This window comes from Streptomyces sp. ERV7, from assembly GCF_001653515.1.
Classification (GTDB): Bacteria; Actinomycetota; Actinomycetes; order Streptomycetales; family Streptomycetaceae; genus Streptomyces.
This window is the reverse complement of the sequence record NZ_LYOY01000040.1, coordinates 997,597-1,022,816: the sequence shown is the minus strand read 5'-3', so window position 1 is coordinate 1,022,816 and position 25,220 is coordinate 997,597. Positions and strand designations below refer to the sequence as shown.

General features: G+C 71.6%; 18 protein-coding genes and 3 pseudogenes. 12 read left to right on the top strand and 9 right to left on the bottom strand.

Going from position 1 to position 25,220, the window contains the following annotated elements:
- The first annotated feature begins 118 nt into the window (after nucleotides 1-118).
- The 5 genes and pseudogenes from A8W25_RS19160 (at nucleotide 119) to A8W25_RS19145 (ending at nucleotide 6,066) form a co-directional block, all read left to right on the top strand.
- On the top strand, nucleotides 119-778 hold the full coding sequence (locus tag A8W25_RS19160; RefSeq protein WP_067163076.1) for a response regulator transcription factor: 660 nt from the start codon (nucleotides 119-121) through the stop codon (nucleotides 776-778).
- Nucleotides 779-1,028: 250 nt separating this feature from the next.
- Nucleotides 1,029-2,786, top strand: a pseudogene (locus tag A8W25_RS19155) (2-oxoacid:acceptor oxidoreductase subunit alpha); the annotation flags it as partial.
- Nucleotides 2,786-3,304 (top strand): annotated as a pseudogene (locus A8W25_RS33525) (2-oxoglutarate ferredoxin oxidoreductase subunit alpha); the annotation flags it as partial. The pseudogenes A8W25_RS19155 and A8W25_RS33525, both read left to right, overlap by 1 nt.
- Nucleotides 3,297-4,027: pseudogene (locus A8W25_RS19150) on the top strand (2-oxoacid:ferredoxin oxidoreductase subunit beta). The pseudogenes A8W25_RS33525 and A8W25_RS19150, both read left to right, overlap by 8 nt.
- A gap of 83 nt (nucleotides 4,028-4,110) precedes the next feature.
- Nucleotides 4,111-6,066, top strand: coding sequence for an APC family permease (locus A8W25_RS19145; protein WP_067163074.1), 1,956 nt, complete (start codon nucleotides 4,111-4,113; stop codon nucleotides 6,064-6,066).
- Between the two features lie 3 nt (nucleotides 6,067-6,069).
- Here the strand turns inward: A8W25_RS19145 and A8W25_RS19140 are convergent, their stop codons facing one another.
- Nucleotides 6,070-6,474, bottom strand: coding sequence for a winged helix-turn-helix transcriptional regulator (locus A8W25_RS19140; RefSeq protein WP_067163072.1), 405 nt, complete (start codon nucleotides 6,472-6,474; stop codon nucleotides 6,070-6,072).
- 106 nt (nucleotides 6,475-6,580) lie between these two features.
- Here A8W25_RS19140 and A8W25_RS19135 point away from each other — a divergent pair, with 106 nt between their 5' ends.
- The 4 genes from A8W25_RS19135 to A8W25_RS19120 all read left to right on the top strand — a co-directional run bounded on the left by A8W25_RS19135 (nucleotide 6,581) and on the right by A8W25_RS19120 (nucleotide 10,696).
- The gene (locus A8W25_RS19135) at nucleotides 6,581-7,438 is read left to right on the top strand and encodes an NAD(P)H-binding protein (protein ID WP_067163070.1); all 858 of its coding nucleotides are present in this window, start codon (nucleotides 6,581-6,583) and stop codon (nucleotides 7,436-7,438) included.
- Between the two features lie 202 nt (nucleotides 7,439-7,640).
- A complete protein-coding gene (gene rarD / locus A8W25_RS19130) occupies nucleotides 7,641-8,627 on the top strand; it encodes an EamA family transporter RarD (protein ID WP_079126288.1) in 987 nt (328 codons plus the stop codon).
- A 91-nt stretch (nucleotides 8,628-8,718) separates the two neighbouring features.
- The gene (locus tag A8W25_RS19125; RefSeq protein WP_067163068.1) at nucleotides 8,719-10,050 is read left to right on the top strand and encodes a M28 family metallopeptidase; all 1,332 of its coding nucleotides are present in this window, start codon (nucleotides 8,719-8,721) and stop codon (nucleotides 10,048-10,050) included.
- Between the two features lie 70 nt (nucleotides 10,051-10,120).
- Nucleotides 10,121-10,696 carry a flavodoxin family protein gene (locus A8W25_RS19120; RefSeq protein WP_067163067.1) on the top strand — a complete coding sequence of 192 codons (576 nt, stop codon included), beginning with the start codon at nucleotides 10,121-10,123 and terminating at the stop codon, nucleotides 10,694-10,696.
- On the opposite strand, the gene A8W25_RS19115 is transcribed toward A8W25_RS19120, so the two are convergent.
- The 4 genes from A8W25_RS19115 to A8W25_RS19100 all read right to left on the bottom strand — a co-directional run bounded on the left by A8W25_RS19115 (nucleotide 10,662) and on the right by A8W25_RS19100 (nucleotide 14,795).
- The gene (locus tag A8W25_RS19115) at nucleotides 10,662-11,267 is read right to left on the bottom strand and encodes a TetR/AcrR family transcriptional regulator (RefSeq protein WP_067163065.1); all 606 of its coding nucleotides are present in this window, start codon (nucleotides 11,265-11,267) and stop codon (nucleotides 10,662-10,664) included. The genes A8W25_RS19120 and A8W25_RS19115 overlap by 35 nt on opposite strands.
- A 190-nt stretch (nucleotides 11,268-11,457) precedes the next feature.
- A complete protein-coding gene (locus A8W25_RS19110) occupies nucleotides 11,458-12,447 on the bottom strand; it encodes an ABC transporter permease (protein ID WP_079126178.1) in 990 nt (329 codons plus the stop codon).
- Entirely contained in the window at nucleotides 12,434-13,381 is a 948-nt protein-coding gene (locus A8W25_RS19105; protein ID WP_067163063.1) for an ABC transporter ATP-binding protein, read from the bottom strand. The genes A8W25_RS19110 and A8W25_RS19105 overlap by 14 nt, the downstream gene beginning before the upstream one ends.
- 157 nt (nucleotides 13,382-13,538) lie before the next feature.
- Nucleotides 13,539-14,795 (bottom strand): LolA family protein, encoded by a 1,257-nt coding sequence (locus tag A8W25_RS19100; RefSeq protein ID WP_067163062.1) that lies wholly within the window; start codon nucleotides 14,793-14,795, stop codon nucleotides 13,539-13,541.
- 503 nt (nucleotides 14,796-15,298) lie between these two features.
- On the opposite strand from A8W25_RS19100, the gene A8W25_RS35765 reads away from it, so the two are divergent.
- The gene (locus A8W25_RS35765) at nucleotides 15,299-15,946 is read left to right on the top strand and encodes a hypothetical protein (RefSeq protein ID WP_420708505.1); all 648 of its coding nucleotides are present in this window, start codon (nucleotides 15,299-15,301) and stop codon (nucleotides 15,944-15,946) included.
- Between the two features lie 40 nt (nucleotides 15,947-15,986).
- On the opposite strand, the gene A8W25_RS19095 is transcribed toward A8W25_RS35765, so the two are convergent.
- Nucleotides 15,987-16,997, bottom strand: a complete 1,011-nt coding sequence (locus tag A8W25_RS19095; RefSeq protein ID WP_067163060.1) for a polyprenyl synthetase family protein — start codon at nucleotides 16,995-16,997, stop codon at nucleotides 15,987-15,989.
- Nucleotides 16,998-17,232: 235 nt separating this feature from the next.
- Between A8W25_RS19095 and A8W25_RS19090 the strand changes: the two genes are divergently transcribed.
- Nucleotides 17,233-19,230 (top strand): CocE/NonD family hydrolase, encoded by a 1,998-nt coding sequence (locus A8W25_RS19090; RefSeq protein ID WP_067164227.1) that lies wholly within the window; start codon nucleotides 17,233-17,235, stop codon nucleotides 19,228-19,230.
- Between the two features lie 17 nt (nucleotides 19,231-19,247).
- On the opposite strand, the gene A8W25_RS19085 is transcribed toward A8W25_RS19090, so the two are convergent.
- On the bottom strand, nucleotides 19,248-20,447 hold the full coding sequence (locus A8W25_RS19085) for an FAD-dependent oxidoreductase (RefSeq protein ID WP_067163058.1): 1,200 nt from the start codon (nucleotides 20,445-20,447) through the stop codon (nucleotides 19,248-19,250).
- Nucleotides 20,448-20,515: 68 nt separating this feature from the next.
- Nucleotides 20,516-21,766, bottom strand: coding sequence for an ATP-grasp domain-containing protein (locus A8W25_RS19080; RefSeq protein ID WP_067163056.1), 1,251 nt, complete (start codon nucleotides 21,764-21,766; stop codon nucleotides 20,516-20,518).
- Between the two features lie 182 nt (nucleotides 21,767-21,948).
- On the opposite strand from A8W25_RS19080, the gene fahA reads away from it, so the two are divergent.
- The gene (fahA, locus tag A8W25_RS19075) at nucleotides 21,949-23,172 is read left to right on the top strand and encodes a fumarylacetoacetase (RefSeq protein WP_067163055.1); all 1,224 of its coding nucleotides are present in this window, start codon (nucleotides 21,949-21,951) and stop codon (nucleotides 23,170-23,172) included.
- Between the two features lie 66 nt (nucleotides 23,173-23,238).
- Here fahA and recQ read toward each other — a convergent pair whose 3' ends face one another.
- Nucleotides 23,239-25,137 carry a DNA helicase RecQ gene (recQ, locus tag A8W25_RS19070; RefSeq protein ID WP_079126177.1) on the bottom strand — a complete coding sequence of 633 codons (1,899 nt, stop codon included), beginning with the start codon at nucleotides 25,135-25,137 and terminating at the stop codon, nucleotides 23,239-23,241.
- Between the last annotated feature and the right edge of the window lie 83 nt (nucleotides 25,138-25,220).

The window sequence follows — 25,220 nt, the reverse complement described above, 5'->3', positions numbered from 1 at the left end:
TTCCCCGCAGCCCGGTCCGAATGCTGGGATGCTTGGCGTGGGCACAGCCGTCGGGTGTGCACTGTCGAGCAACGCCGAGCAACACCGAGCCGGGGGGCTGCAGATCGTGGAGGACAGGGTGCGGGTCGTCATCGCCGAGGATTCAGTACTGCTTCGGGAGGGACTGACCCGCCTGCTGACCGACCGGGGGCACGACGTCGTCGCCGGGGTCGGCGACGGAGACGCGCTGGTCAAGACCGTCGGTGAGCTCGCCGACCAGAACGCGCTGCCGGACGTGGTGGTCGCGGACGTACGGATGCCGCCGACCCACACCGACGAGGGCGTACGCGCCGCGGTGCTGCTGCGGAAGCTGTACCCGGGCATCGGGGTGCTCGTCCTGTCGCAGTACGTGGAGGAGCGGTACGCCACCGAACTGCTGGCCGGTTCCAGCCGCGGCGTGGGCTATCTGCTCAAGGACCGCGTCGCCGAGGTCAGGGAGTTCGTGGACGCCGTCGTAAGGGTCGCCCGGGGCGGTACCGCCCTGGACCCCGAGGTGGTGGCCCAGCTGCTCGGCCGCAGCCGCAAGCAGGACGTCCTGGCCGGGCTCACACCGCGCGAGCGCGAGGTCCTCGGCCTGATGGCCGAGGGGCGCACCAACAACGCGATCGCGAAACAGCTGGTCGTGAGCGACGGAGCCGTCGAGAAGCACGTGAGCAACATCTTTCTCAAGCTGGGCCTCTCCCCAAGTGACGGCGACCACCGGCGGGTACTCGCGGTGCTGACCTATCTCAATTCCTGAACACCTGACACCCTGTCAGATGAGTCCGGCGGGGGCGGGGCCTAGAACCAAAGACCGAGCGAGGGGCGTCTTACCAGAAGGAGCCGGGGGGCGACTGAAATATGACAAACCGGGGCATTGGACCATCTCACAAGGGCGTCCAGGATGCGATCCATCCAAGGAAGGCGACCCTTACCGACGTAGGGTGGACTTTGGAGCGACCGGTTCTCCGGGCGCGCCCGAGCAGCCCGTCCCAGGGAGGTCCAGTTCAGTGACCAGCCAGGTCAGTACGTCAGCCGAGCAGGCAGACGGGGCCGAAGAGGCCGTCGTCGGCGAGCAGCGCAAACCCGCGGGTCATAAAGAGGTCAAGCGCCTCGACCGGGTGATCATCCGTTTCGCGGGTGATTCGGGTGACGGCATGCAGCTCACGGGTGACCGGTTCACCTCGGAGACCGCCTCGTTCGGCAACGATCTGTCCACCCTGCCGAACTTCCCGGCCGAGATCCGGGCCCCTGCCGGAACCCTGCCCGGTGTCTCCAGCTTCCAGCTCCACTTCGCCGACCACGACATCCTCACCCCCGGCGACGCACCCAACGTGCTGGTCGCCATGAACCCGGCGGCCCTCAAGGCCAACCTCGCGGACGTGCCGCGCGGCGCCGACATCATCGTCAACACCGACGAGTTCACCAAACGCCCCATGGCCAAGGTCGGATACGCCACCTCCCCGCTCGAGGACGGCACCCTGGAGGCCTACAACGTCCACCCCGTGCCGCTGACCACCCTCACCGTGGAAGCCCTCAAGGAATTCGGGCTGCCCCGCAAGGAGGCCGAGCGCTCCAAGAACATGTTCGCGCTGGGCCTGCTGAGCTGGATGTATCACCGGCCCACCGAGGCCACCGAAGCCTTCCTGCGGCAGAAGTTCGCCAAGAAGCCCGAGATCGCCGAAGCCAACGTGACGGCCTTCCGCGCCGGCTGGAACTTCGGGGAGACCACCGAGGACTTCGCCGTCTCCTACGAAGTCGCCCCCGCCACCCGCGCCTTTGCGACCGGCACCTACCGCAACATCTCCGGCAACCTGGCCCTCGCCTACGGACTGATCGCCGCCTCCCGCCAGGCCGATCTGCCGCTCTATCTGGGCTCGTACCCGATCACCCCGGCCTCGGACATCCTCCACGAGCTGTCCAGGCACAAGAACTTCGGCGTCCGCACCTTCCAGGCCGAGGACGAGATCGCCGGCATCGGCGCCGCACTCGGCGCCGCCTTCGGCGGCTCGCTCGCCGTCACCACCACCTCCGGCCCCGGCGTCGCCCTCAAGTCCGAGACCATCGGCCTCGCCGTGTCACTGGAGCTGCCCCTGCTGGTGGTGGACATCCAGCGCGGCGGCCCCTCCACCGGCCTGCCCACCAAGACCGAACAAGCCGACCTGCTGCAAGCGATGTACGGACGCAACGGCGAAGCCCCGGTCCCCATCGTGGCACCCAAGACCCCCGCCGACTGCTTCGACGCGGCCCTGGACGCCGCCCGCATCGCCCTGACCTACCGCACCCCCGTCTTCCTCCTCTCCGACGGCTACCTCGCCAACGGATCCGAGCCGTGGCGCATCCCGGACACCGACGAACTACCCGACCTCCGCGTCCAGTTCGCCACCGTGCCCAACCACACCCTGGCCGACGGCACCGAGGTGTTCTGGCCGTACAAACGCGACCCCCACACCCTCGCCCGCCCCTGGGCAGTACCGGGCACACCGGGCCTCGAACACCGCATCGGCGGCATCGAAAAACAGGACGGCACCGGCAACATCTCCTACGACCCCGCCAACCACGAACTCATGGTCCGCACCCGCCAGGCCAAGATCGACGGCATCGAGGTCCCCGACCTGGCCGTCGACGACCCGGACCAGGCCCGCACCCTCGTCATCGGCTGGGGCTCCACCTACGGACCCATCACCGCCGCCGTCCGCCGCCTGCGCACCGAGGGCCTGCCCATCGCGCAGGCCCATCTGCGCCACCTCAACCCCTTCCCCCGCAACCGTACAAACGCGACCCCCACACCCTCGCCCGCCCCTGGGCCCTGCCGGGCACACCGGGCCTCGAACACCGCATCGGCGGCATCGAAAAGCAGGACGGCACCGGCAACATCTCCTACGACCCCGCCAACCACGAACTCATGGTCCGCACCCGCCAGGCCAAGATCGACGGCATCGAGGTCCCCGACCTGGCCGTCGACGACCCGGACCAGGCCCGCACCCTCGTCATCGGCTGGGGCTCCACCTACGGACCCATCACCGCCGCCGTCCGCCGCCTGCGCGCCGAGGGCCTGCCCATCGCGCAGGCCCATCTGCGCCACCTCAACCCCTTCCCCCGCAACCTCGGCGAGGTGCTGAGGCATTACGACACCGTCGTCGTCCCCGAGATGAACCTCGGCCAGCTCGCCACCCTCATCCGCGCGAAGTACGTGGTCGACGCGCAGTCATACACCCAGGTCAACGGAATGCCGTTCAAAGCCGCGCAGCTCGCGGAGGCCCTCAAGGAGGCCATCAATGTCTGAGACGACGGCACGTACCCTGCTCTCCCTGGTGCCCAAGGCCGAGGCCAAGCAGTCCATGAAGGACTTCAAGTCCGACCAGGAAGTGCGCTGGTGCCCCGGCTGCGGCGACTACGCCGTCCTCGCCGCCGTCCAGGGCTTCATGCCCGAACTCGGCCTCGCCAAAGAGAACATCGTCTTCGTCTCCGGCATCGGCTGCTCCAGCCGCTTCCCCTACTACATGAACACCTACGGGATGCACTCCATCCACGGCCGCGCCCCCGCCATCGCCACCGGCCTCGCCACCTCGCGGCGCGATCTGAGCGTGTGGGTGGTCACCGGAGACGGCGACGCCCTCTCCATCGGCGGCAACCACCTCATCCACGCCCTGCGCCGCAACGTCAACCTCAAGATCCTCCTCTTCAACAACCGGATCTACGGACTCACCAAGGGCCAGTACTCACCCACCTCCGAGGTCGGCAAGATCACCAAGTCGACGCCGATGGGCTCCCTCGACGCACCCTTCAACCCCGTCTCCCTCGCACTCGGAGCCGAGGCCTCCTTCGTGGCCCGCACCATCGACTCCGACCGCAAGCACCTCACCGAGACCCTGCGCCAGGCCGCCGCGACCGCCCCGTCTACGACACACAGATGGCCGACCAGCTCGACACCGCGATCCACCAGCACGGCAAGGGCGACCTCAGCACCCTCCTCACCGGCAACGACACCTGGGCCGTCACCGGTTAGGGCCCGCGCGAGGGCAACCTGAATCAGTACGGGTGCCCGGCCGGGGAGTCTGCGCGGACCCCCGGCCGGGCACCCGTACTGATATGCCCATGGACCGTCTCGCGTACCGCGTCAAACGGCGGCTGCTCGGCAAACCGCTCACCACCGAGCGCATCGGCGAAGAGAAGCTCGACAACCGCACCGCGCTCGGGGTGCTGGCATCGGACTGCATCAGCTCCTCGGCGTACGGCTCCGAGGAGATGCTGCGGGTCCTGGTGCCCGTGGTCGGGGCGGCGGCGTTCAGTCTGCTGATGCCCGTGACCGGCGCGATCCTCTTCGTTCTGGTGCTTCTGACGCTCTGTTACAGCGATGTCGTCACCCTCTACACCCGGGCCGGCGGCTCGTACGTCGTGGCGCGCGAGAACTTCGGGCCGGACGTCGCGCAGATCGCGGCCGTGGCGCTGCTCGTCGACTACATCGTGACCGTCGCCGTCCAGGTGTCGGCCGGGACCAACGCGATCATCTCGCTGGCGCATCTGCTGGGCGGCGGCTGGACCGGGATGGACCACCTCCAACTGCCCGTCTCCGTCGGGGTGGTCCTCTTCCTCGCGTACGGGAACCTGCGCGGGGTGCGGGAGGCCGGGCGGCTGTTCGCGCTGCCCGCCTATCTGTTCATGGCGGCCGTCGGGCTGCTGCTCGCCGTCTCGGCCGTGCGCGGGCTCACCTCCGGGCTGCCGCGCGCCGATCTGCACGCGGCGGGCGCCATCCCGGTGGGCAGCGCGGGCAGCGGCTGGCTGTACGGGGCGTCGCTGTTCATGGTGCTGCGGGCGTTCGCCAACGGCGGCTCCTCGCTCACCGGTCTGGAAGCGATCTCGAACGGCATCTCGGCGTTCCGCGAGCCGCAGGGCCGCAACGCCCGCCGCACACTGATCGCGATGAGCTGCGTCCTCGGGGTGCTGGTGCTGGGCGTCTCGACGCTCGCGCACTTCACGCACGCCGTGCCGTACAGCGACGGGACCCCGACCGTCATCGCCCAGGAGGCCCACTTCGCGTTCGGCGGCGGGGCGCTGGGCACGGCCGGGCTCGTCTTCGTCCAGCTCGCGACCGCGTTGATCCTCTACACCGGCGCCAACACACCGTTCACCGGCTTTCCCTACCTGGCCAGCTTCGTGGCCGAGGACCGGTTCCTGCCACGGCAGTTGACCCGGCGCGGGCACCGGCTGGCGTTCTCCAACGGGATCCTCGCGCTGACCGTCGTCTCGCTGGCGCTGCTGCTCGTCACCCGCGCCAACGTCGACAAGCTGGTGGCGCTGTACGCGATCGGGGTGTTCACCGCCTTCACCATGGCCGGGGCCGGGCTCACCGCGTACCACCTGCGGCGGCGCGAGCGGCACCGGCGGCCGAAGGTCGCCGTCAACGGGCTCGCGGCCGTGGTGTCGGCGGCGGTGGTGCTGGTCTTCGCGGTCACCAAGTTCACCGAGGGCGCCTGGCTGGTGGTCGTGGTGTTCCCGCTGGGAGTGTGGGCGCTGACGCGGATCAACCGCGAGTACCGGCGCGAGGCCACGGCCCTCGGCACCCTCCAGGCACCGGGCGCCGATCTGCCGCACGGACGCCGCCATCGGGTGTTCGTGCTGGTGGAGACGCTGGACCTGGCGGCACTCAAGGCGCTGCGGTACGCGCACGAGCTGCGGCCCGACGAGATCCGGGCGGTCCACTTCGCGATCGACGAGGCGCACGCCCGCCGGCTCTCGGCGCAGTGGGAGGCGACGGCGGCGACCTCGGTGCCGCTGGAGCTGGTGGAGTGCCCGGACCGGCGGCTGCGGCACGCGATGAAGGAGCTCGCGGCCCGGACGACCGAGGACGGCCGGACCTGGCTGACGGTCCTGGTCCCCCACCGCACGTACACCGGTTTCCTCGGCAGGCTGCTGCACCGGGGCACCGGCGAGGCGATGGCCAAGGCGCTGGAGCAGCTGCCGTCGGTGGCGGTGACGGTGCTGCCGTTCGACGTGTCGCGGGCCCTGCGGTCGCTGGACGCGGGGCGCGAGCCGCAGCCGGACTAGGGGTTACGCCGACCTGGCGGCCTCGCGGGCCTCGTCGTAGGCGGCGCGGGCCTGCTCGACCTGCTCCATCCGTACGCCGGTCCACTCGGCGAGGGCCCGGACCCGCTCGGCGGCCTCGCGGCCGATCGGGGTGAGCGAATAGTCGACGCGCGGCGGGATGACCGGCTTGGCGTCGCGGAGCACGAAGCCGTCGCGCTCCAGCGTCTGGAGGGTCTGGGCCAGCATCTTCTCGCTGACCCGCCCGACGTGCCGGCGCAGCTCGCTGAACCGGTACGACCGCTCGCTCAGCGCGAGCAGGACGAGGACGCCCCAGCGGCTGGTCACATGCTCCAGGACGAGCCGGTGCGGACACATCGCCTCACGGAGGTCCTCGGTGGGCCGGGCACTGTGCTGGGTACTTACTACCATACCAGTACCTTACTTCAAAGTGGGTACTTACGAAAGGTTAGCGCCGACCGTACGGTGAGTGGCACAGGGTTCCGCACGGGAACCCGGATCCAAGGAGTCAGCAGCCATGAGCATCGTCGTCACCGGAGCCACCGGAGCCCTCGGCCGTCTCGTCGTCGACGAGCTGCTCGCCTCGGGGGTGCCCGCGAACGGGATAGCCGCCGTCGTACGGAACAAGGAGAAGGCCGCCGCTCTCGCCGAGCGCGGTGTGGAGCTGCGGGTGGCCGACTACAGCGCGCCCGAGACCCTGGCCGGGGCCTTCCGCGCCGGTGACCGCGTCCTGCTGATCTCCGGCAGCGAGGTCGGGCAGCGGGTGGCACAGCACGCCGCCGTGGTCGCGGCCGCGAAGGACGCCGGGGTGGCGCAGCTCGCGTACACCGGCATCCTCGGCGGGCCCGAGGCCGACTTCCGCCTCGCGGACGAGCACAAGGCCACCGAGCGGCTGATCCTCGAATCGGGGCTGCCGTACACCTTCCTGCGCAACGGCTGGTACACCGAGAACTACACCGCCCACCTGGAGCCGGTGCTCGCACACGGGGCGGTCGTGTCCAACGCGGGCGAGGGCCGGGTGGCCTCGGCCGCCCGCGCGGACTACGCGGCTGCCGCGGCGGCGGTGCTGACCGGCGAGGGCCACCTGGGCCGGACGTACGAGCTGAGCGGCGACGTGGCGTGGTCGTTCGCGGAGTACGCGGCGGAGGTCGCGCGGGCGACCGGCAAGGAGATCGCGTACCAGGCCGTCGCGCCCGAGGTGCACCTCGGCATCCTCACGGGCGCGGGGATCCCGGTGCCGTTCGCCGAGATCCTCGTCGACGTGGACCTGGCGATCGGGCGGGGCAGGCTCGCGGCCACGTCCGGCGAGCTGTCGCGGCTGATCGGGCGGCCGACGACGCCGATCGCGCAGACGATCGCCGCGGCCGTCGCCTGACGCGAGCGGAATGGACCACCCCGCCGTCAGTACCGTTTTCGGATATCGGGCATGACAGGGGTGGTTGCCTGGCGCTACCTTCGACTCGTCGACGCGCGCGCAGGGAGGGCCAGTGGCCGAGGAACCGAGAACCACTGCCGGTACCGGGACCGGGACCGGTGAGCAGCGGACAGGGCTGCTCTACGGTGTCGGTGCCTACGGGATGTGGGGTCTTGTCCCCCTCTTCTGGCCGCTCCTGAAGCCGGCCGGTGCGATCGAGATCCTGGCCCACCGGATGGTGTGGTCCCTCGTCTTCGTCGGCGCCGCGCTGCTCGTACTGCGCCGCTGGGCATGGATCGGCGAGCTCCTGCGCCAGCCGCGCCGGCTCGCGCTCATAGGCCTCGCCGCCGCCGTGATCACGGTCAACTGGGGCGTCTACATCTGGTCGGTGAACTCCGGCCACGTCGTCGAGGCGTCGCTCGGCTACTTCATCAATCCGCTGGTCACCATCGCGATGGGCGTGCTGCTGCTCAAGGAGCGGCTGCGGCCGGTGCAGTGGGCGGCGGTGGCGATCGGCGCGCTGGCGGTCGTCGTCCTGGCGGTCGGGGCCGGCCGGCCCCCGTGGATCTCGCTCACCCTCGCCCTGACGTTCGCCACGTACGGGCTGGTGAAGAAGAAGGTGAACCTCGGCGGGCTGGAGTCGCTGGCCGCCGAGACGGCGATGCAGTTCCTGCCGGCGCTGGGGTATCTGGTGTGGCTGGGGTCGAGCGGGGAGGCGACGTTCGGGTCCCACGGCGCCGGGCACGGGGCGCTGCTCGCGGCGACCGGGATCGTCACGGCGGCGCCGCTGGTCTGCTTCGGGGCGGCCGCGATCCGCGTTCCGCTGTCGACGCTGGGGCTGCTGCAGTACCTGGCGCCGGTGTTCCAGTTCGGCCTGGGCATCGTGTACTTCCACGAGGCGATGCCGGCGGAGCGGTGGGCGGGCTTCTCGCTGGTGTGGCTGGCGCTGACGCTGCTGACGTGGGACGCGTTGCGGGCGGCTCGGCGGGGGAGGGTGGCGCTGGCGGCGGCGTCCCGTGCGATGGAGCGGGAACTGCGCGGCCAGCCCCCACCGGAGCCGCAGATCAAGACCACCCCCGGAGGGTTCAGGGAAGGGGCGGGGTGGGGGGAGCCCACTTCCGGCCAATGTCCGCTCACCGAACACCCGTGACCGGAATACGTTCTTGACGGTGAGTGAAACTCTCCCTGAACATCAGGCTCGCGTTTCCGTCCCATCCCCCAGCGGAACACGGAGCCCCCACATGCGCACCAGAACCACCCTCGCCACAGGCGCCGCAGCCACCGCCGTGGCCCTCGGCCTCGCCCTCGGCGCACCCGCCGTCCAGGCCGCCGACCAGGCAACCGCACAGGCCGCCGCCCCGGCAACCGCCGCCGCCCCCGACATACCCGTCGCCAACGTCAAGGCCCACCTCGCCCAGCTCCAGCAGATAGCCAACGCCAACGGCGGCAACCGCGCCCACGGCCGGGCCGGCTACAAGGCCTCGCTGGACTACGTGAAGGGCAAGCTGGACGCGGCCGGGTACACCACCTCCGTCCAGCAGTTCACCTCCTCCGGCGCCACCGGCTACAACCTGATCGCCGACTGGCCCGGCGGCGACACCTCGCAGACCGTGATGACCGGCGCGCACCTCGACTCGGTCACCTCGGGCCCCGGCATCAACGACAACGGCTCCGGCACGGCCGGTGTCCTGGAGACCGCGCTCGCCGTCTCCCGCGCCCAGCTCAAGCCCGACAAGCACCTGCGGTTCGGCTGGTTCGGCGCCGAGGAGCTGGGCCTGGTCGGCTCGAAGGCCTACGTCAACAGCCTGTCGACGGCCGACCGCGGCAAGATCTCCGCGTATCTGAACTTCGACATGATCGGCTCGCCCAACCCGGGCTACTTCGTCTACGACGACGATCCGGCCCTGGAGAAGGTCTTCAAGGACTACTTCGCGACCCTCTCCATACCCACCGAGATCGAGACGGAGGGCGACGGCCGCTCCGACCACGCGCCGTTCAAGAACGCCGGCATACGCGTCGGCGGTCTCTTCTCCGGCGCCGACTACACCAAGACCTCGGCCCAGGCCCAGAAGTGGGGCGGCACGGCGGGCCGCGCGTTCGACGCCTGCTACCACTCCTCCTGCGACACCAGCACGAACATCGACGACACCGCGCTCGACCACAACAGCGACGCCATCGCGTACGCGCTGTGGCAGCTGTCCGCCGGGACCACCACCCCGCCCACCGGTGACGCCTTCGAGAACACCACCGACGTCACCATCCCGGACTCCCCCGGCGCGGCCGTGACCTCGTCGGTCTCGGTGACCGGGCGGACGGGCAACGCGCCCTCCGCGCTCAAGGTCGGCGTGAACATCGTCCACACCTACAGCGGTGACCTCGTGGTCGATCTGATCGGCCCGAGCGGCAAGGCGTACCGGCTGCACAACTCCTCGTCGGACTCCACCCCGAACATCAACACCACGTACACCGTCAACGCCTCCACCGAGACCGCGAACGGGACGTGGAAGCTGAAGGTGCAGGACAAGGGGCCGCAGGACACCGGGTACATCAACAGTTGGAAGCTGACCTTCTGACGACCCCCGCAATGAGCATGCGCGTGCATATACTGCACGCGCATGCTTTTTTCCGGAGGGGATCACGGTCATGGCCCGCAACTTCCTATTCCTGCTCGGCAGTACGCGCCCCGGCGGCAACACCGAGGAACTGGCGAGACTGGCCGCCGAGCAGCTGCCGAGCGACACCTCGCAGCGCTGGCTGGACCTCTCGCGGCTGCGGCTGCCCGAGTTCGCCGACCGGCGCCACGACGGCGAGGGCCTGTACGCCGACCCGACCGGAGACGCGGCGACCCTGCTGGGGGCGACCCTGGAGGCCACCGACCTCGTCATCGCCTCGCCGCTCTACTGGTACAGCGTCTCGACCTCGGTCAAGCACTACCTCGACCACTGGTCGGGGTGGATGCGGGTGCCGGGCCTGGACTTCCGGCCGCGGATGGCCGGGCGCACCCTGTGGGGCGTGACGGCGCTCGCCGGCACCGACCAGACCGTGGCCGATCCGCTGGTGGGGACCCTGCGCCACACCGCCGCGTACATGGACATGCGGTGGGGCGGCGTCCTGCTCGGCTCGGCCAACCGGCCCGGCACGATCGGTCAGGACACCCGGGCGACGGTCCGCGCCAAGACCTTCTTCAGCTCGCAGCCGGTGCCCGCAACGCACGCATGACGTGCGCCACCAGGACGGCGATCCTGTCCGGGGCGTGGAACGGCCGCTTCAGCGCGTGCCGGTAGTACAGCGGCCCGTACAGCAGCTCCACGGCCAGCTCCAGATCGGCGTCCGGCGGCAGCTGGCCCTGCCGCTGCCCGGCGCGCAGCCGCTCGTGCACCAGCGCGACGCGCGGGCCGACCAGCTCCTCGTTGACGGCCTCGGCCAGCGCCTCGTCGTGGAGCAGCTCGGAGAGGATCCCGGTGTACGCGGGGCCGATCACCGGTGAGGTGAAGACCCGCATCACGCTGGTGACATGCGTCACCATGTCCGTGTCGACGTCCCCGGTGTCGGGCAGCGGCGAGGTGCTCACCACGGCCTCGATCACGGCCTCCAGGAGCACCGCGCCCTTCGTCGCCCACCAGCGGTAGATCGTCTTCTTGCTGACCCCCGCACGAGCGGCGATGCCCTCGATCGTGACGCGTCCATAGCCGTTTTCCGCGCAGAGGGCGAGCGCCGCGGAGAGGATCGCGCGGCGCGATCTCTCGCTCCGGCGCCGGGGGTTGGGGGCAGGACGTGGCGGCTCGGTCACGGGGCGAGTCTACGAGGACGGTCCGTAGCGTATTGACAGCGGAATGGTCTGCTCCAAGAATGTGCAGAGGAAACGGTACGTGTCGTGTCGAGCCGCCACGGGGGTCGGCTCGCACGACCGTTCCGTCCCTCTTCGCCGGACGCGGCCATGACCCCGGTCCGGGCCCCGGTCCGCCCGCCTCCCCGCACCCTCAGGCCGTGATGTCCTTCGCCGTGAAGCGCGCCCAGGCCGCCGAACCGAACACCGCCACGTACAGCGCCTGCAGCTCCAGGTTCTTCACCAGCTGGTCCCAGTAGACCGGCACCCGCAGCAGGTCCGCGAAGGACAGCCAGTAGTGCGGGAAGAGATACGGCTGTATCGCGTGCAGCTGGGGGATCTGGTCCAGGATCTGCACGGTGATCAGCAGGCCGACCGTCGCCGCCATCGCCGCGACACCGCTGCCGGTGAGGGTGGAGATGAACAGGCCGAGCGCGGCCACCCCGGTCAGCGACAGGGCCACCACCCCGGCGATCGCGAACGCGCGCAGCAGCCCGTCCGCGAACGATATCTGCGTACCGGAGATGGTCGTGACGTCGCCGAGCGGGAAGAGCAGCGCGCCCACGGCGAGCGCGGACGCCGCCACGACCAGGGTCGCGAGCAGGCAGAACGCGAGCGTCGACGCGTACTTGGCGAGCAGCAGCCTGGTCCGGCCCGCCGGGGCGACCAGGAGGTAGCGCAGGGTGCCGCTGTTGGCCTCGCCCGCTATCGCGTCGCCCGCGACCACGCCGATCGCCATCGGCAGGAAGACGGGCAGGGTCGCGGCGAGCCCCGCGAAGACGAGGAAGAGCCCGTTGTTGGTGATCTGCGAGATGAAGGCCGGGCCGTCACCGCCGCTGGGACCGGCCGTACCGCCGCCGCGCGTCTCGATCTTCACGGCGATGCCGATCAGGACCGGGACGGCCGCCAGCACCCCGAGCAGCGCGAGGGTGCGCCACCGCCGCACGACGGTGACCAGCTCGGACCGGAAGAGCCCGAACGCCCAGAGGGGGCTGGGCCGCCGGGACGCGGGGCCCGCGATGTCCGGGACGGCCCGGACGTCAGGAGCGTGGCCGTCAGGGACGTGGACGTCTGCGGCCCGGGCCGGCTCGGCCTCAGCCGCGGCCGACCCGGCCTCCGTTGCGTTCGCCTCAGCCCGCGACATCGAACCCCTCCCCCGTCAGCGCCACGAACGCGTCCTCCAGCGAGGCCCGTTCGACCCCGAAGGCCCTCACCCGTACGCCGCCGTGCACCAGCGCGGCGTTGAGCTCCGCCAGTTCCACGTCGTCCGGCGGGACCTCGCCCGTCACCCGGTCCCCGTCCACGGTCACGTCCGCCACCCCGCGCTCCTTGAGCAGCCGGGCCGCGTCGGCCGGGTCCGGGGTGGTGACGGCGAGCCGGCCCCGGTTGCCCGCCAGGAGCTCGGCCACCTCGCCCTGGACGACCAGCCGGCCCTGGGTCATCACCGCCGCGTGCGTACAGACCTGCTCGATCTCGTCCAGGAGGTGCGAGGAGAGGAAGACCGTGGTGCCGTCGGCGGCGAGCTCCCGCACCAGGGCGCGGATCTCCCGCATGCCCTGCGGGTCGAGGCCGTTGGTGGGCTCGTCCAGGACCAGCAGCTTGCGGGGCTGGAGCAGCGCGGACGCGAGGCCGAGCCGCTGCTTCATGCCCAGGGAGTACGCCCGCGCCTTCTTGCCGGACGCGGCGGCGAGCCCCACCCGGTCCAGGGCGTGGGCGACCCGGCTCGCCCGGGTGCGGGGGTCGGCGGTCGGGTCGGCCGAGTCGTACCGGACGAGGTTGTCGCGGCCGGACAGGAATCCGTACAGCGCGGGGCCCTCGATCAGGGCGCCCACCTGCGGCAGGACCGTGCGCCCAGCGCGGGGCATGGGGCTGCCGAGGACCCGGGCCGTGCCGGAGGTCGGCTCGATCAGGCCCATCAGCATGCGGATGGTGGTCGTCTTGCCCGAGCCGTTGGGGCCGAGGAAGCCGAAGATGCTGCCGCCGGGGACGGTGAGGTCCAGGCCGTCCACGGCCAGTTGGCCGCCTCGGTAGCGCTTGCTGAGACCGTGGGTCTCGATGACCGATGGAGAGTTCCCCACCCCGCCCCTTCCCTTGCCTGGCGCTTCGCCCCAGACCTCCGTTCGTCTGCGGACCGTGCTCCCGTATGCCCACACGGGTGGGGGAGCGAAGGGGGACCCTGGTCCCCGGGGCCCAACTCCCCGGAACCCGAGTCCCCCCTCACGCCCGCCGCTTCGGCTACTTCGCCGCGTTCGCCGCGTTCACCAGCGCGTCCTTGGTCACCGCGCCCACGAACACCTTGCCGTCGTCCGTCACCAGCGCGTTGACCAGGCGGGTCTTGTAGACCGTGCCCGAGCCGAACTTGCCCGTGACCTTGTCGCCCAGCGAGTTGAGGAACTTCTGGGCCTCCGGCGGGACATCGCCCTTGCCGCCCTTGCCGGAGTGCGCGGACGGGATGCCCTTACCTCCTGGAACGTCGAGGCGGGCGATGGAGTTCCAGCCCTTCCCGATGACGTCGAGGCCCTTGAACTCGCTGCCGGCGGAGCCCTTGAACCGCTTGTCGCCCCGGCCCTCGTGCGCCTTGCCGTCGTCCTGGGTGACCTTCGCCCCCTTGGGCGGGGTGAAGTCGAAGGTCGAGGCGGACGGCTTGCCGAAGTCGACCTTGGTGAAGCCCGCGTCGATCACGGCCTTGCCCCCGCCGGACGGCGCGAGGGTGAACTTCAGCGGCACCCCGTTCTTCGCGTCCACCGCGATCCGGATCGCACCGATGGTCGAACCGGACTGCTTCGGCTTGATCACCAGCTGGTAGGCGTCCCGGCCCGCCACATGGGACGTGCCGTCGACGGTCACCGAGGTGGTCGGGTCGACCGACTTCAGGGCCTGCTCGGCCAGCGCCTTGGGCGTGGTCGGCAGGGACTCCGGGGCCTTGCCCGAGGGGCCGTGGCCCTTGGCCGCGCCACCCCCGAGCTCCTTCTTGCCGTCGCCGGCCCGCTTCGAGTGGTACACCTCGTTCGAGGCGCTGTCGTACGCCCACACGTCGTCCCCGCTGTGGACGACGCTGTACTCCGACGCCTTGTCGAGCACCGACAGCTTCTGCTTGTCCGGGCCGTCGGCCGCGACCCGCAGGGTGTGCGAGCCGGAGGCGAGCTCCATCAGCTTGCTGTCGGGCGAGGCCGACGAGCCGCCCTTGCCCCCGCCGCCCTTGGGGGCGAAGGAGCCGAGGCCGCCGAAGGACGGAAGGCCCAGGTCCGTCTTGATCTTCACCGTGCCGGAGAGCTGCTGGGCGTCCGACGCGGCGATCTTCTCGATGAGCTGCTGTGCGCTGATCTTCGGCAGATCGGGGTCACCGGAAGCCGCGAGCGCCGGGACCAGCCCGATCGTCGCGGCCGCCACCCCCGCCACCCCGACCGGAACCAGATACCGCGCGGCCTTGCGGCGGCCCGCGACGAGGTCCCTGGCCTCCTCGGTGGTGTGTGCGCTGTCGTTCGGTGCCATGTGTGCCTTACCTCCGTGGTCGGCGGCGTCCGTCCGTAGTGCTGCGCTCTGTCCACCCCGCGCCGCCATTCTCACCCGAATTGGTCAGGAGTGGTGTTCTCAATCTGACCAAATCAGCCGCCGCCGGGCGTCACCCCTCGGGAGCAACCTCGTGTACCTCTCTGGGATGACTCGGGCCCTCGACACCTCCCCCGACCAGTAGGGGTTGTACGTCGCGTACCTGTCAGAATCATCAACTCCGTCGAGGCCAGGCGGGGTTGCCCCCGCGCCACGACCAACAGATCCGGCCGCCCGCGGGGTTGAGCGGCCTTCAGGCGCGGCCGGCGCGCCGACCGCGCACCGGCACGTACGCCGGGCAGCACCCCCACCGCCCGGCCACCCCGGCGGCGACGCCGGCACAGCACCCCACTGATTCCGGTTCGCCATTGTTTCGTCAGGTATGCGACTGTCTCCACAGCGTGACCAGACACTCAATAGTGTGACCTGGGTCACACTATTGACAGATCGGGTGTTCGAGTCGCTTTGGGCCGGAATCCGTACACCTGAGTGAGAGCAACCGGCACCACCAAAGGGGATCGCCATGCTCACCGTCCACCGCATCGCCGTCGGCGCGGCCGCCGGGACCGCCGTCCTCGCGCTGGCTGCCACGGGGTGCGGAAGCAGCAACAACAGCAGCAGCAAGACCGAGAAGCCGTCGACCGGCACGACGGCCCCCGCGACCCCGGACCCGGCCGCCCCCCACCCTCAGCGCCACCCAGGTCGACAAGGTCGGCACCGTCGTCACGGACAGCAAGGGGTACGTCCTGTACCGCTTCGACAAGGACACCGCGAAGCCGTCCCACTCGAACTGCCTGGCCGCCTGTGCCGCGATCTGGCCCCCGGCCCCCGCCACCGACGCGCTGACCGTCAAGGGCGTCGACAAGGCCCTGGTCGGCACGGTCGCCCGCCCGGACGGCACCACCCAGCTGACCCTCGCGGGCTGGCCGCTCTACCGGTACGCCAAGGACGACGAGCCCCGCGAGGCGTACGGACAGGGCGCCGGCGGCACCTGGTTCGCGATCACCCCGACCGGGGCGAAGGCCACCGCCGACACGGGCGGCGGCACAACCTCCGGCGGCACCACCACCCCGCCGAGCGGCTCCGGGTACTGATTCCGGGCACTACGGATTCGGGTACTGAAGAGGCGGGCGCCTAGCCCGCGCGGTGCACCACCGCGTCGCACAGCTCCTCCAGAGCCGCCTTCGCGTAGCACTCCGGCAGCGGGGCCAGCGTGGCGCGGGCCTCCTCCGCGTACCGCACGGTGTCCCTGCGGGCCTGTTCGAGCGCCGGGTGGACCCGCAGCCGGCGCAGCGCCTCGGCGTGCCGGGCGTCGTCCGTCAGGTCGCCGTCGAGCAGCGCGACGAGCTCCAGGTCGTCCGGGCGGCCGTACTGCGCCGCCTGCGCCCGCAGGTGCAGGACCGGCAGCGTGGGGATGCCCTCGCGCAGGTCGGTGCCGGGGGTCTTGCCGGACTCGTGCGAGTCGCTGGCGATGTCCAGCACGTCGTCGGCCAGCTGGAACGCGGTGCCGAGCCGCTCGCCGTACTGCGTGAGGATGTCCACGACCGACTCGTCGGCGCCGGACATCATCGCGCCGAACCGGCCGGAGACAGCCACCAGCGAGCCGGTCTTGCCCGCGAGCACGTCGAGGTAGTGGTCCACCGGGTCGCGGCCGTCGCGCGGGCCCGCGGTCTCCAGGATCTGGCCGGTGACCAGCCGTTCGAACGCCTCGGCCTGGATCCGTACGGCCTCCGGGCCCAGGTCGGCCAGTATGTGCGAGGCCCGGGCGAACAGGAAGTCGCCGGTGAGGACCGCGACCGAGTTGCCCCAGCGGACGTTGGCGCTGGGCACCCCGCGCCGCACCTCGGCCTCGTCCATGACGTCGTCGTGGTAGAGCGTCGCCAGATGCGTGAGCTCGACGACCACGGCCGAGGGCACGACACCCGGCGCGTAGGGGTCGCCGAACTGCGCGGCGAGCATCACGAGCAGCGGCCGGAAGCGTTTGCCGCCCGCGCGCACGAGGTGCTGCGCGGCCTCCGTGATGAAGGGGACCTCGCTCTTGGTGGCGTCGAGCAGGCCCGCCTCGACTGCCGCCAATCCGGTCTGGACATCGGCTTCAAGAGCCTGGTCCCGCACGCTCAGCCCGAACGGCCCGACGACGGTCACGAGGGGTACTCCTGTCTGCTGACGATCACACGGATTGTCGATGTGTCGCTGCCTTCACTCAAGTCAGCGTATCCGGTCGTTGTTCGATCACCGCTGGCGCCTTCCCGTCACCCCTCGCGCACAGCCCGATACACCCCGGTATGTTCGTGATCAGCTCATACCATCAGGAATGGACCTTTTGTCGGAGACAATCACCGACACCGTGACCGGCCCCGGCGCCGAGGGGTGGCTGACCATGCGGATCCGCACCGACTTCCCGTACGAGACCACGCGCGCGGACGTTCAGATTCCGCTCCCGGACGGGACGCGGTTGTACGCCCGGATCTGGCGCCCGGTGACCGAGGAGCCGGTACCGGCGCTGCTTGAGTATCTGCCGCACCGGCTCACCGACTCGACCGCACCGCGCGATGGGCAGCGCCATCCCTGGTACGCGGGGCACGGCTACGCCTCCGTACGCGTCGATGTGCGCGGGCACGGCAACAGCGAGGGCCTGCCGGGCGACACGTACGACGAGCGGCGGCTCGCGGACGGGGTCGCGGTCCTCGACTGGCTCGCCGCGCGGCCCTGGTGCGACGGCGGGGTCGGCATGTTCGGGATCTCCTGGGGCGGCCTCACCTCACTCAGGATCGCGGCCCTCGCGCCCGGGCCGCTCAAGGCGGTCGTCGCGGTCTGCTCGTCGGACGACCGCTATGACAACGACGGGCACTACCTGGGAGGTTCCGTCCTCGCCGCGGGCATGCACGCCCGGGCGGCGACGACGCCGGCGTTCGCGGCCCGCCCGCCGGACCCCGCGTACGTGGGCGAGCGGTGGCGGGAGATGTGGCTGGCCCGGCTGGAGTCCATGGAGCCGTCCGTCCACACCTGGCTGGCGCACCAGATCCGCGACGACCACTGGGAGCGCGGCAGTGTCCGAGAGGACTACGGGGCGATCGGCGCCGCCGTGCTCGCGGTGGGCGGCTGGCACGACCCGCACCGGGACACCGTGCTGCGTCTGGTGGAGCGGCTGCCCGCCGACCGGGTGCGCGGGCTGATCGGGCCGTGGCCGCACCAGTACCCGGACCGGGGGCGCCCGCCCGGCCCGGCCGTCGGCTTCCTCCAGGAGACGCTGCGCTGGTGGGACCACTGGCTCAGGGGCCAGGACAGCGGGGTCATGGACGAGCCGCTGCTGCGCTCCTGGATCAGCGACTCGCACCGGCCCGCCACGGTGTACGAGGAGTTGCCCGGCCGCTGGGTCGGCGACCCGGCCTGGCCCTCACCCCATGTCACCCCGGTCCCGTACGCGCTGGGCGGCGACCCGGTCCGGGTCGACTCGCCGCAGCACACCGGCCTGGACGCGGGCCGCTTCCTGCCGTGCGGCGACGACGGCGACCTGCCGCCGGACCAGCGCGCCGAGGACGCGCACTCGGCGGCGTTCGACTTCGCGGTGCCGGACGAGGGGCCGCCGCTGGAGGTCCTGGGGCGCCCGGAGGTGACGCTGCGGCTGCGGATGGACGTGCCGTTCGGGCAGGCGGTCGCGCGGCTCTGCGACGTGGCGCCGGACGGCTCGTCCACGCTGGTCACCCGGGGCGTACTCAATCTGTCCGCGCGCGAGGGACAGGAGCGCGTGGACGCCTGGCCGCTGGGCGCCACCCAGGACGTGACGTTTCCCCTCAACGGCGCCGGCCACAGCTTCCCGCCGGGCCACCGGGTCCGCCTGGCGGTCTCCTCGGCGTACTGGCCGTGGATCTGGCCGCAGGCGGACTCGGTGGGCTTCACGCTCGTCCCCCAGGGCAGCTCGCTGAGCCTGCCGGTACGGGAGCGGACGGCCGACGCGATCGCCTTCGAGGAGCCGGAGCAGTCGGCGCCGCTGGGCGTGGTTCATCCCGAGCCGCTGGACGAGCCCCGGCCCCGGCGGCTGGTCGTCCGCGATGTCGCCAAGGGCGAGTGGCGCCTCGAAGTGGTCCCGCGCCACGGCGGTACACGGGTCTACCCCGACGGTCTGGAACTCACCGAGGACGCCCTGGAGACGTACACGATCGACGAGGCGGACCCGCAGTCCGCGCGCACCCGCGCGGACCGGACGATCCGGCTGCACCGGCCGGAGCTCGCCTGGGACGTCACCATCACCACCCGGTCCGAGATCGCCTGCGACGCGGCGGACTTCCTCACCTCGGACGAGGTGGTGTGCCGGGACGGCGGCGAGATCGTCTTCCACCGGACGTGGGAGAAGCGCATCCCCCGGACGGCGGGCTGACCCCGTCCCCGCCCCCTTCAGCCGCCCGCCGCCACCGACGCCGCGAGCCGGGGCGAGGCGTACTCCGTCCCGCACACGAACCGCATCACCGGCCCGAACGAGGAGGCGGCCGGCAGGCCCGTGAAGTACAGGCCGGGCACCGTCGAGCGGTACCCGGCGTCGAGCACCGGCGCGCCCCGCGAGGTGGCGAGCTGGGTGCGCAGACCCGGGCCGAGGTAGCCGAGGGCGGCCACGTCCATGCGGTAGCCGGTCGCCGCCATCACATGGTCGGCGGCCAGTTCGCGCTGGGCGCCGGTGCCGCCGCTGAGTGTCAGGACGGGGCGGCCCGACTCGACGCGCGCGCGGACCACCCGGCGGCCGTCGGTCACCGCGACCCGTCCGGTGAACCGGTCGCGCAGCCACCACGCGCCCAGCGGGCCGAGCACCCGGCGCACCAGGTGGTGCCGGGCGGGCGCGGGCAGATGGCGGAAGTGGGTGGCGTGGTACGAGAAGGCGTACAGCGACCAGGCGCGGCCGAACGGCGAGCCGGGGCTGAGCCGGGGCTGCCGGTCGGGGGCGGCACCGAAGCGGACGGCCCCGGTCCGGCGCGCCACGATCCGTACGCTCGCGCCCGCCTCCGCCATCAGCACCGCGCTCTCGACGGCCGACTGGCCCGCGCCCACGACCAGCACCTCGCGCCCGGCGAAGCGGGTCAGGTCGGTGTGCTGCGAGGCGTGCGAGACGGGGCCGGTGGCGGACGGGCCGTCGGGGACGGCGGCCGCCAGCTCGCGCGGCATCCGGGCCAGCCCGGCGAGCCCGGTCGCGACCACCACCGCGCGCGCCTCGAACGTCTCGCCGGAGTCCAGCTTCAGCGCGAAGTGGCCCGCCCCGGTGCGGTCCACCGAGACCACCCGTACGTCCTCCAGGTCCGGCAGCAGCTTCCGCGCGAACCACTGCCCGTACGCCGCGAAGTCCTCGACCGGGATGAGGTCCCAGTCCGACTCGTAGCGCCGGGTCCCGGTGTCGGCGCAGAAGTCGACCAGGGTGTGGCCGGGTTGGGGCGCGTCGAGGCTGGACGCGGCAGGGGTCGACTTGAGGACCATGCCCGCGGGCATGTGCGCGCGCCAGCTCACCATGGGCGAGCCGAAGACGCGGACCGGGAGGCCGCGTCCGCGCAGATGCGCGGCGGTGGACAGACCGTAGGGCCCCGCCCCGATGACAGCTACCGGACGAATCACGTGAAGGTCCCCTCCCCAGGGTGGTGCGCACGGGCGCGGGTCGCGCCCGCTCCGCTCTCGCCGCTCGGCTACTCGGCGATCGCGCGGCGGGAGCTCCGCCACAGCTGGTACAGGTGCTCGGCCCCCGGCCGTACGAAGCGGGCGAGCATGGTGAAGAACGGCCTCGGGTCGTCCCGGGCGAGCCACGCCAGCTCGGTGCCACGGGGGCGCGCGGGCGCGTGCGGGGTGGTGTAGCCGCTGCGCCGGTAGGCCAGCAGCGCGGGCAGGTCGATGTTCTCGACGACATAGCGCCGCCCGGCCCGCTGCTCGCCCTCGGGGACCGCCCGCCCGGTGAGGTGCAGATGCTGGGCGCGGACCACGTCGATGCCCGCCGCGCTCTCGAAGAGGCGGAACTGGGCGCCCATCCTCGGGTTGAAGTCGAGCATCTTGTACCGGCCGTCGCGCCGGTCGAAGCGCAGATCGAGGTCGGCGATCCCGCTGAACCCGATCCGCTTGACGAACTGCTCGACCAGCAGCGCCAGTTCCGGGTTGTCGACGACGTACGCGGTGGCGGTCATCCCCGCGTGCGGCGGCCAGGAGCGGACCTTGACCCCGGTGAACATCGCCAGCGGCGCCGCGTTCTCGTCGAAGTAGGCGTGGACGATCCAGTCCTCGGCCTCCTCGCGCGGAAGGTACTCCTGGAGGATCACGCCCGGCCGCTCACCCCACCCGCGGGCGAGGGCGAGCAGGTGCGCGGCGCTCCGCACCCGGGTGGTGCCGTGCACCGCGGGCCGCTCGCGCCGCACGAACGCCTCGCGGTTCTTGGCGACCAGCGGGAAGCGGGCGTGTCGCGCGAAGTCCTCGACGTCCTCATAGGTGTCGGGGAAGGCGGACGCGGGCGAGGGCACGCCGTGCTCGACGCACAGCTCGTGCAGCCCGCGCTTGCTGGCGAGCCTGCGGGGTAACTCCGGCTCCACTGACGGGAAGAGGAACGGCCCGTCGAGCTCCTTGCGGTGCTCGGCGATCAGCACCGCCGCCTCGTCGTCGGTCGGCACCAGCACGGCCGGGCGGCCGATCCGCCGCCCGATCCGCAGCAGCCCCTCGACCAGGGCGTCCGGGTCCTCGCGGCCGGTGGTGGGCCAGGCGAAGGCGCGGCGCAGATAGCGCGAGTGCGCGGCGGGCGTCCAGCGGTCCTCGGTGATCGCGTACATCGGCACTCCGAGCCTGCCGAGGCTGCGGATGGCGCCGACGCCGCCGTGGTGCAGCGGATAGCTCCCGATCTTCACGATCAGTGCGGGCACGGTCCGGTCGGCCGTGAACAGCGTGTTCCTGCTCGACACCAGTCCCCCCTCAGGACGCACGGCCCCCTCGCCGTGTTCGTGTCCCGGCAAGGACGGTAAGGGCGGAATCACCCCTTCCGGAGGCGGAGTTTCCGGACATTGCGAACTCTTTAGACACTGCCTACGCAACCATCGCCGACGTAACGTGTCCTCCACACCCGTGGAAAGCGAGGCAGGCACAGATGTCCGAGCAGAGCCCGCTCGACCTGGCCGAGGGCGACCCCTTCGGCCCGCACAACCTTCCGTACGGCGTCTTCTCCACGCCCGACGCGCCCGATCACCGCCGCGTCGGCGTCCGCATCGGCGACCACGTCCTGGACGCGGGGGCCGCCGCGCACGCGCTCGGCTCCCCGTACGCGGCGCTGCTCGCACGGCCCACGCTGAACCCGCTGCTCGCGGCCGGGCGCACGGCGTGGCGCGATGTGCGGCGGGCCCTGACGGCGTGGGTGACGATCCCCGCCCACCGGCCCGACATAGAGCCGCTGCTGCACCCGCTGGACATGGTCACCCTGCATCTGCCGTACGAGGTCTCCGACTACGTCGACTTCTACGCGAGCGAGCACCACGCCACCAACGTGGGCCGGATCTTCCGGCCGGACGGGGACGCGCTCACCCCCAACTGGAAACACCTGCCGATCGGTTACCACGGCCGGTCCGGCACGATCGTGGTCTCCGGTACGGACGTGGCGCGCCCGCACGGGCAGCGCAAGGCGCCCACCGACCCGGCGCCGGTGTTCGGCCCCTCGGTGAAGCTGGACATCGAGGCCGAGGTGGGCTTCGTGGTGGGCACCCCCTCACCGCTGGGGAAGCCGGTGGACCTGGCCTCCTTCGAGGACCACGTCTTCGGCCTCTTCCTGCTGAACGACTGGTCGGCGCGGGACATCCAGGCGTGGGAGTACGTGCCGCTCGGCCCGTTCCTGGGCAAGTCCTTCGCCACGTCCGTCTCCGCGTGGGTCACGCCTCTTGAGGCACTGACGGCGGCCCGGGTGGCCCCGCCCGCGCGGGACTTCCCGCTGCTGCCCTACCTCGACGACGCGGAGGCCGAGGTGCCGGGCGGCTTCGACATCCACATCTCGGTCGCCCTCAACGGGCAGCTGGTCGCCGAGCCGCCGTTCGCCGGCATGTACTGGACCGCCGCCCAGCAGCTCGCCCATATGACGGTCAACGGCGCCTCGCTGCGCACGGGCGATGTCTACGGCTCGGGGACGGTGAGCGGTCCCGAGCGCGACCAGCGCGGCTCGTTCCTGGAGCTGACCTGGAACGGCACGGAGCCGATGGAACTGCCCACCGGCAAGCGCACGTTCCTGGAGGACGGCGACGTCGTCACGATGACGGCGTGGGCCCCGGGCCCGGACGGGGTCCGGGTGGGGCTCGGCGAGGTCACCGGCCGGATCGTGGAGTCCTAGCGGGGCGCGCGAGGGGCGTCATTGGCGCCCCTCGCACGGGGGGCGGGGCGCCGGTGGCGCCCCCGGCTACTCCTGCTCCCCCAGTACCTCCAGCACACCCTCCCCGTACGTCGCCAGCTTCTTCTCGCCCACTCCGGCGATCGTGCCCAGCTCCTCCACCGAGCCGGGACGGGCGACGGCGATCTCCCGCAGGGTCGCGTCGTGGAAGATCACATACGCCGGGACGCCCTGCTCACGGGCCTGCGCGGCCCGCCAGGCGCGCAGCGCCTCGAAGAGCGGGGCCGCCTCCTCCGGGAAGTCGGCCGGGGCCGCCTTCGCCTTGGCCGCACCCCGTGCGCGGGGCGCGCGCTCCGGCTTCGCCGGTTCCGAGCGCATCCTGACCTCGCGCTCGCGCGCGAGGACCGCCCCGCTCGTCTCGGTCAGGACCAGCGTCCCGTACTCACCCTCCACCGCCAGCAGGCCCTGGGCGAGCAACTGCCGCACCACGCCCCGCCACTGCGCCTCGGAGAGCTCCTCGCCGATGCCGAACACCGACAGCCCGTCGTGGTCGAACTGGATGACCTTCGCCGTCTTGCGGCCGAGCAGGATGTCGATGATCTGGCCCGCGCCGAACTTCTGGCGCCGCTCCCGCTCCAGCCGCACGACGGTGGACAGCACCTTCTGGGCGGCCACCGTGCCGTCCCAGGTCTCGGGCGGGGTCAGACAGGTGTCGCAGTTGCCGCAGTGGTCGGCCGTGGCGTCCTGGCCGAAGTAGCCGAGGAGCTGGGCGCGGCGGCACCCGGCCGTCTCGCAGAGCGCCAGCATCGAGTCCAGGTGCGCGGCCGCCCGGCGCCGGAACGCCTCGTCGCCCTCGCCGCTCTGGATGAGCTTGCGCTGCTGGACCACGTCCTGCAGGCCGTACGCCATCCACGCGGTGGACGGCAGGCCGTCGCGGCCCGCGCGGCCCGTCTCCTGGTAGTAGCCCTCGACCGACTTGGGCAGGTCCAGATGGGCCACGAACCGCACGTCCGGCTTGTCGATGCCCATGCCGAACGCGATGGTCGCCACCACGACCAGGCCGTCCTCCCGAAGGAAGCGGGACTGGTGCCGCGCACGCGTGCCCGCGTCGAGACCCGCGTGGTACGGCACGGCCGCCACACCGTTGTCGCTCAGATACTGCGCGGTCTTCTCCACCGAGGCGCGCGAGAGGCAGTAGACGATGCCCGCGTCCCCGTCGTGCTCGTCCTTCAAGAAGGTCAGGAGCTGCTTCTTGGGGTCGTTCTTCGGCACGATCCGGTACTGGATGTTCGGCCGGTCGAAGCTCGCCTCGAAGTGGCGTGCCTTCGGCATCACCAGCCGGTCGGTGATCTCCTTGTGGGTGACCCGCGTCGCCGTGGCCGTCAGGGCGATCCGCGGCACGTCCGGCCAGCGCTCCCCCAGCATCGACAGCGCCAGGTAGTCCGGGCGGAAGTCGTGGCCCCACTGCGCCACGCAGTGCGCCTCGTCGATGGCGAAGACCGAGATCTTGGCCCGGGAGAGCAGATCGAGCGTGGCCTCCACGCGCAGCCGCTCGGGGGCCAGATAGAGCAGGTCCAGCTCGCCTGCCAGGAGCTCCGCCTCCACCGTGCGGCGCTCGTCGAAGTCCTGCGTGGAGTTGATGAACCCGGCGCGCACGCCGAGCGCCCGCAGCGCGTCCACCTGGTCCTGCATCAGGGCGATGAGGGGCGAGACCACGACTCCCGTACCCGGTCTGACCAGGGCCGGGATCTGGTAGCAGAGCGACTTTCCGGCACCCGTCGGCATGAGCACCACGGCGTCCCCGCCGGCCACCACGTGCTCGATGACCGCGCCCTGGTCGCCGCGGAAGCTCTCGTAGCCGAAGACGCGGTTCAGCGTGCCCAGCGCCTCGCTCTCGACCGCTGCTCCGACCGCCGTCCCGGCCATCGGCTCGTCCACCACCTCGACCGCCCCTTCCGTCCCGTTCATCCCGCCGTCCCCCACCGTCGTCCCGTTAACTCCGCCACCCCTGCCACGATAGGGGCCCGGGCGGACACGCCCTGCCGCAGCCG

Excerpts from the sequence above, each read along its gene's own strand:
- A8W25_RS19090 (WP_067164227.1), top strand. The coding sequence starts at position 17,233 with ATGCGGATCCGCACCGACTTCCCGTACGAGACCACGCGCGCGGACGTT.
- A8W25_RS19125 (WP_067163068.1), top strand. The coding sequence starts at position 8,719 with ATGCGCACCAGAACCACCCTCGCCACAGGCGCCGCAGCCACCGCCGTG.
- A8W25_RS19120 (WP_067163067.1), top strand. The coding sequence starts at position 10,121 with ATGGCCCGCAACTTCCTATTCCTGCTCGGCAGTACGCGCCCCGGCGGC.
- A8W25_RS19110 (WP_079126178.1), bottom strand. The coding sequence starts at position 12,447 with ATGTCGCGGGCTGAGGCGAACGCAACGGAGGCCGGGTCGGCCGCGGCT.
- A8W25_RS19145 (WP_067163074.1), top strand. The coding sequence starts at position 4,111 with ATGCCCATGGACCGTCTCGCGTACCGCGTCAAACGGCGGCTGCTCGGC.
- A8W25_RS19135 (WP_067163070.1), top strand. The coding sequence starts at position 6,581 with ATGAGCATCGTCGTCACCGGAGCCACCGGAGCCCTCGGCCGTCTCGTC.
- rarD (WP_079126288.1), top strand. The coding sequence starts at position 7,641 with ATGTGGGGTCTTGTCCCCCTCTTCTGGCCGCTCCTGAAGCCGGCCGGT.
- A8W25_RS19100 (WP_067163062.1), bottom strand. The coding sequence starts at position 14,795 with ATGGCACCGAACGACAGCGCACACACCACCGAGGAGGCCAGGGACCTC.
- fahA (WP_067163055.1), top strand. The coding sequence starts at position 21,949 with ATGTCCGAGCAGAGCCCGCTCGACCTGGCCGAGGGCGACCCCTTCGGC.
- recQ (WP_079126177.1), bottom strand. The coding sequence starts at position 25,137 with ATGAACGGGACGGAAGGGGCGGTCGAGGTGGTGGACGAGCCGATGGCC.
- A8W25_RS19140 (WP_067163072.1), bottom strand. The coding sequence starts at position 6,474 with ATGGTAGTAAGTACCCAGCACAGTGCCCGGCCCACCGAGGACCTCCGT.